Here is a 6,134-nt window from a genome sequence, read left to right as displayed (position 1 = left end):
AGAACCGTAGGGGGCAGCCATGGCTACCCCCATAACCCGAATGGCGCCGCCCCCCCCCCCCCCCCGGCACGTCGGGGGAGCGGAGCCGGTGTGGCGCCCGCGCTTTCCCGCGGCGCCGGGTCCGGCGCGGGGCGACGGGAAGCCCGGCCGGGCGCGGTGCGAGGGGGAACCGGGCCCGGGCGCGGTACCCGCGGCGGGTGCCGGGCCCGGCGCGGCGGGGGAGGGAGGCCGCTGCGGGACAATCGCCGCAGCACAGCGAGAGGACGGAACGACGTGACCCCTGCCGGCAGCCGACCGGGACCGGACGACGCACCCGCGCGGGGCCGCCCGCGCAGCGAAGCCGCGGAGCGCGCCATCCTGGACGGGGTGATGCGGCTCCTGGAGGAGGGCGTCCCGCTCGCCGAGCTGTCCATCGAGCGGATCGCCCGCACCGCCGGGGTCGGCAAGGCCACCATCTACCGCCGCTGGAGCGGCAAGGACGAACTGTTCATCGAGGTCGTCCGCGCGGCCGAGCCCCCCGAGCCCGACCTGCCCGGCACCTCCATGCGCGACGACCTCCTCGTCCTGCTGGAGAACCTGCGCCGGCGCGGACTGGCCAACCGCTCCTCGGTCCTGCTGCACAACGTGCACGTCCAGATGAAGTCCAACCCGAGGATCTGGGCCGCGTACCACGACAACGTCATAGAGCCCCGGCGCCGGCTCGTGCTCGACGTGCTGCGCCGCGGGCAGCGCAACGGCGAACTCCGCGCCGACGTCGACGTGGACCTGGCCAACGACCTGTTCGTCGGCCCCATCCTGGTCCGCTCCGTCATGCGCCCCGACGCCGACCTGTGCGAGGACCTGCCGGAGCGGATCGTCGACGCGATCCTGGCCGGCCTACGACCCGTCAGCACCACAGCCCTGTAGCACTCGTGTGCGCGTTTCGTCACAGATCCTGCCCGCCGGGGACCGGCCGGAACTCCCGCCCCCGCTTCACACGTCATCGTCTTCCGTACGGCCGTCACGGGACGGCGGGAACGGAGCCGATCATCCCCTAGGGTCGGGTGCTACGGGGGACGAACGGTGTGCACGGCAGGCAGTGAGGCAGACGGTATGGCGCAGCAGGCGTACACGACGGAGACGGCGGACGGCGGCTCGGGGCCCGAGCGACCGGGGTCCCGGCTCCGACGCCTCGCGCACCGGCTGATCGCCGGCTGGCGGGGCGACCCGGGCATCTGGCGCCGCGGCGCCGTCCTCGCCGCGCTGGCCCTGCTGCTCGCCCTGGTGATGCTGCTGCACGCGCACATCCCCAACGCGGTGGGCAACCTCGGCAGCCTCACCGAGACCTTCCTGCCCTGGCTCGGCCTCGCCCTCCCGGTGCTGCTGGTCCTCGGACTGCTGCGGAAGTCGGCGACCGCGCTGATCGCCCTCCTGCTGCCGGCGATCGTCTGGCTGAACCTCTTCGGCGGGCTGCTGGCCGACCGCACGGGCACCGGCGGCGATCTCACGGTGGCCACCCACAACGTCAACGCGGACAACCCCGACCCGGCCGCCACCGCCACCGACGTGGCCGCGTCCGGCGCCGACGTGCTGGCCCTGGAGGAACTGCCCGCCTCCGCCGTCCCCGTCTACGAGAAGGCGCTCGCGCCGGCGTACGGCCACCACGCGGTGGTCGGCACGGTCGGGCTGTGGAGCAAGTACCCGATGACCGACGTGCGCGCCGTCGACATCAAGCTCGGCTGGAAGCGGGCGATGCGCGCCACCGTCGCCACCCCCGAGGGCCCGGTCGCGGTCTACGTCGCCCACCTGCCCTCGGTCCGCGTGAAGATCGAGGCCGGGTTCACCGCGCGGCAGCGGGACAAGAGCGCGGACGCGCTCGGCGAGGCCATCGCCGACGAACCCCTGCCCCGGGTCGTCCTGCTCGGCGACCTCAACGGCACCATGAACGACCGCTCGCTCAACGCCGTCACCTCCCAGCTGCGCTCCACGCAGGGCGCGGCGGGCAGCGGCTTCGGCTTCAGCTGGCCGGCGTCGTTCCCGATGGCGCGCATCGACCAGATCATGGTCCGGGGCGCGGAGCCGGAGAGCAGCTGGACGCTGCCGCGCACCGACAGCGACCATCTCCCGGTGGCGGCCCGTGTGAAGCTGGACACAGGCTCGTAACCTGCCGGAATGCCGGACCCGAGAGCGTTTGTTCGACACGGGAACATACTGCGACACTCTTCGTTCCCCCTCTTCCGCTCTGAAAGGTCCCTCATGCCCCTGGCCCTGCTCGCCCTCGCCGTGGGCGCCTTCGGCATCGGCACGACCGAGTTCGTGATGATGGGCCTGCTGCCCGACGTCGCGGACGACCTGCACATCTCGATCCCCACCGCCGGGCACCTGGTCTCGGCGTACGCGCTGGGCGTCGTCATCGGCGCCCCGCTGCTGGCCGCGCTCACGGCCCGCATGTCCCGCCGTACGGTGCTGATCGCGCTGATGGCCCTGTTCGTGGCCGGCAACGCGCTGTCGGCGTTCGCCCCCGGCAACGCCTCGCTGCTGGCCGCCCGCTTCCTCAGCGGACTGCCGCACGGCGCCTTCTTCGGCGTCGGCGCGGTCGTCGCCACGGCGATGGTCCCGCCGGAGCGCAAGGCGCGCTCGGTGTCCCTGATGTTCCTCGGCCTGACCGTCGCCAACATCGCGGGCGTGCCCGCCGCCACCCTCATGGGCCAGCACCTGGGCTGGCGGGCGACCTTCCTCGCGGTCGGCGCGATCGGCCTGGCCGCGATCGCCTCCCTGGCGCTCCTGATCCCCCGCGACCACGCCCCCGCCCCCGCGGCGGGCCTGCGCGGCGAACTCGCGGCCCTGCGCTCGCTGCCGGTCTGGCTGGCCCTGGGGACGACGGTGGCGGGCTTCGGCGCGCTGTTCGCGGCCTACAGCTACGTCACCCCGATGCTGACGGACGCGGCGGGCTACGCGGAGACCAGCGTGACCCTGCTGCTGGCCCTGTTCGGCGTGGGCGCGACGGCGGGCAACCTGCTGGGCGGCCGGCTGGCGGACCACTCCCTGCGCGGCACCCTGTTCGGCGGGCTGGTCTCGCTGGTGCTGGTCCTGGCGCTGTTCCCGCTGCTGATGCGGGCGCAGTGGAGCGCGGCGCTGGCGGTGGCCCTGCTGGGCATGGCCGCGTTCGTCACCGGCTCCCCGCTCCAGCTGATGGTCATGGAGAAGGCGTCGGCGGCCCCGTCCCTCGCCTCCTCGGCCAACCAGGCGGCCTTCAACCTGGCGAACGCGGGCGGTGCCTGGCTGGGCGGCGCGGCCCTGGCGGCCGGCTTCGGCACGACGTCCCCGGCCCTGGCCGGCGCGCTGCTGGCGGTGCTGGGCCTCGGCGTGGCGGGGGCGGCGTGGGCGGTGGACCGCCGGTCCGCCCCGCACCCCGGCCGGGTGGTGGCCGCGCACCTGCCGGAGGAGTCCGGCGCGCTGCACCACTGACACGACCGGGCCCACCGGCACCACTGCCCCGGCCGAAAGCACCGGCCGGGGCAGTGACGGACGACAGGACCTAGCGCAGACGCTGGGCGACCGCCTTGACGAGGTCCGTCCGGGCGACGCGCAGGGCCCGGGCCTTCTTGCCCGCGGGGCCGGACTTCGCGTACCAGGGCAGTCCGAGCCGGCGCCACTTCGCGGCGGGAAGATCGCGCGGGGGCTGCGGCAGGGCCCACTTCCAGGGCCCGAGGTGCAGGTCCCCGCTCCACAGGCCGGCCGGGAGCTTGGTGACGGGGATCCGTACGGCGACCCGGCCGTCCCGGTCGACCACCGGGCGGACGGTGTACGTGTCGCCCTGGTCGCTGGCCAGCATGACCTTCAGCTCGCCCTCGGGGAACTCGGCCAGCGTGCAGCGGCCGGTGATCTCCAGCTCGGTGGGGGCGTCCGCGGCCCAGTGCACGTCGTCGAAGGCGAACCCGGACCGCACCCGGTGCTTCGTCTCGGCGAGGTCGAGGGTGAAGTTGCCGTAGGGGTTGGTGGTGTAGAGGGTGACGGCGCGCGGGCTGCCGTCGACGGTGACGATGCGCGTGGTCGCCTTGCCGGAGACGTCGTCGGCCCGCCTGCTGCCGATCCGCGCCTGCTTCGACACCCCCTGGGCGCCGATGATGAGGGAGATGTCCCACAGCCCGGCGTCCAGCGGCTTGCCGTCGGCGGCGGTGGCGACGTCGACGGTCGCCTCGAAGCCGGCGAGGTCGTACACGTACCGCCCGCAGTCCTCGTCGGCACCGGCGCCGGGCGAGGGGACGTGCTTGACGGGCAGCTCGTACTCGACCTGGGTGTTCCGCTCGCGCAGGAGGAGGTAGGTGCTGACGTCGCGGGTCTCGACGCGGTGCAGATAGGCGTGGCCGGCCAGGTGGAGCGTGGTGCCGCGCATCTCCGCCCGGGTGACGAGGTGGCGGACGCCGAGCTGGCCCGTCACGTCGTAGCAGGAGTCGGGGATGTTGCGCTCGGGGTCGCGCAGGAAGGGGTAGCGGGCGTAGGCCCTGCCCTGGACGACGAGGACGGGCGTGGACACCTTCGACTTGGCGAGCTGCCGCTCGAACTCGCCGAGTTCCAGCACCTCGTCGAGCATCCGGTGCCGGACCAGGTAGATGCGCAGCCGGGCCATGGCCGACAGGTGCTCGTTCATGCCCTCGTGCCAGAGCGGCTCGACGATCTCGGCGAACTGGTCGAGGATCTTCTGCTGGTCCTCGCGGGGCTCGCGCCGCAGGTGGTTGAGGAACGCCTCGACCTCGACGGTCAGGTGCCGGTGCGCCAGGTGGTCGCGGCCGGGGCCCGGCGGCACGTTCTCCAGGAGCACGTTGACCATGATCGGCAGGAAGCGCAGCCGGGGTTCCGTGCCCCGGGTGCGCTGGGTGATGTTGCCGCCGTCCTCGCGCAGGGAGCAGAACAGGCAGTCGTAGTCCGCGATCACCGAGACGCCCGAGGCGTGCAGGTACGCCAGGGCCACGAACTTCTGGTCCTCGCCGACGGGGAGCCCGGTCGGGAAGCGCAGGCTGTGCCGCTCCAGCAGGGAGCGGCGGTAGAGCTTCAGCGGGTTGAGGGCCCAGTAGACGCGGGAGTTGAAGACGTCGGTCTTCGGCTGGTTGCGCTTGAACATCGACTGGGGCAGCCGGCGGCCGCCGACGCCCACCATCTTGCCGAGGACGATGTCGGTGCCGTTCTCCTCGGCCATCGCCACCATGCGTTCGAGGGCTTCCGGGCCGATGTAGTCGTCGGCGTCCAGGATGAAGACGTACGTCCCCATGGCGTGGTCGAGACCGACGTTGCGCGGCGCGGAGGGGCCACCGGAGTTCTCCTGGTGGAAGACGCGCAGCAGGTCGGGGTAGAGCTGGCTCAGCCGGTCGAGCTCGGCGGCGGTGCCGTCGGTCGACCCGTCGTTGACGACGATGAGCTCCAGCCGCTCCTGTCCGATGCTCTGCTCGGCGACCGAGGTGATGCAACGTGTCAGATACGGCATCGCGTTGTACGCGGCGACAACGACGGAAACGGTGGGGCCGGGCATGTTTATGCGCTCCAAAGAACCGGTCAGCCCCATTCCATGGAGGGTTCTGTCATCTCTCATGGAGGCATTGCTTGCCTGGGGGAAGCTGCTAGGCGGCTGTGAACATATCATGGAATGTCGATGTACAGAAGATGAGATCCTGGTGAAACGGCGAGGGGCGAGAGGGCTTGCTTGACCAGCCGGAAGGCCGATTTGCCCCAGTATCTCCCTGAATCTTCAGCGGCTCGAATTCATGACCTTTCCCAAGGAAGTGAATTCCGGCTCAGTTTCTAGTCGCCGAGGAACCGAAGAGAGCTTCCCGGCGTCCGTGCACAGGCTTCCAGGAACTCGGCGAGATCGAGGAGGGCGGCTTCCTGGAAGGGGCTCGTGCACTTACCCACCAGGGCGGCCACCTCGGCGAGGGCGGCCTGCGCGTCCTGCTCGGTGAACCGGGTGTCCCGATAGGGATCGATCTGCGAGAGCCGCCCCCGACCGGCCGGGACCAGCGTTTCCAGGGCCAGGGCGAGCGAGTCTCCATGCCGGTGGGACCGCCGCGTCGTGCCCTGCGGGATGCGCAGCTCCAGCTCTATCCCCATGCGTCCCCCTCGGTAGGTCCTTCCCACTGTCTGAGCTGCCAAGGTAACCCGTG

General features: G+C 72.0%; 5 protein-coding genes. 3 read left to right on the top strand and 2 right to left on the bottom strand.

What is annotated here, in order from left to right:
• Positions 1 to 273: 273 nt before the first annotated feature.
• The 3 genes from ACZ63H_RS24065 to ACZ63H_RS24055 all read left to right on the top strand — a co-directional run bounded on the left by ACZ63H_RS24065 (position 274) and on the right by ACZ63H_RS24055 (position 3,447).
• Positions 274 to 906 carry a TetR/AcrR family transcriptional regulator gene (locus ACZ63H_RS24065; RefSeq protein WP_469868201.1) on the top strand — a complete coding sequence of 211 codons (633 nt, stop codon included), beginning with the start codon at positions 274 to 276 and terminating at the stop codon, positions 904 to 906.
• 186 nt (positions 907 to 1,092) lie between these two features.
• Positions 1,093 to 2,142, top strand: coding sequence for an endonuclease/exonuclease/phosphatase family protein (locus tag ACZ63H_RS24060; RefSeq protein WP_469868199.1), 1,050 nt, complete (start codon positions 1,093 to 1,095; stop codon positions 2,140 to 2,142).
• Positions 2,143 to 2,235: 93 nt separating this feature from the next.
• Entirely contained in the window at positions 2,236 to 3,447 is a 1,212-nt protein-coding gene (locus ACZ63H_RS24055) for an MFS transporter (RefSeq protein ID WP_469868197.1), read from the top strand.
• Between the two features lie 70 nt (positions 3,448 to 3,517).
• On the opposite strand, the gene ACZ63H_RS24050 is transcribed toward ACZ63H_RS24055, so the two are convergent.
• Positions 3,518 to 5,566: a glycosyltransferase family 2 protein gene (locus ACZ63H_RS24050; RefSeq protein ID WP_469868195.1), complete on the bottom strand. Its 2,049-nt coding sequence runs from the start codon at positions 5,564 to 5,566 to the stop codon at positions 3,518 to 3,520.
• 209 nt (positions 5,567 to 5,775) lie between these two features.
• Positions 5,776 to 6,081: a hypothetical protein gene (locus tag ACZ63H_RS24045; RefSeq protein WP_469868193.1), complete on the bottom strand. Its 306-nt coding sequence runs from the start codon at positions 6,079 to 6,081 to the stop codon at positions 5,776 to 5,778.
• Positions 6,082 to 6,134: the final 53 nt, after the last annotated feature.

This window comes from Streptomyces sp. NPDC104831, assembly GCF_055583025.1.
The sequence above is the reverse complement of the archived record's forward strand: the minus strand, read 5'-3'. Positions and strand labels throughout refer to the sequence as shown.

Coding starts and splice junctions, on each gene's coding strand:
- ACZ63H_RS24060 (WP_469868199.1), top strand. CDS start 1,093: ATGGCGCAGCAGGCGTACACGACGGAGACGGCGGACGGCGGCTCGGGG.
- ACZ63H_RS24055 (WP_469868197.1), top strand. CDS start 2,236: ATGCCCCTGGCCCTGCTCGCCCTCGCCGTGGGCGCCTTCGGCATCGGC.
- ACZ63H_RS24050 (WP_469868195.1), bottom strand. CDS start 5,566: ATGAGAGATGACAGAACCCTCCATGGAATGGGGCTGACCGGTTCTTTG.
- ACZ63H_RS24045 (WP_469868193.1), bottom strand. CDS start 6,081: ATGGGGATAGAGCTGGAGCTGCGCATCCCGCAGGGCACGACGCGGCGG.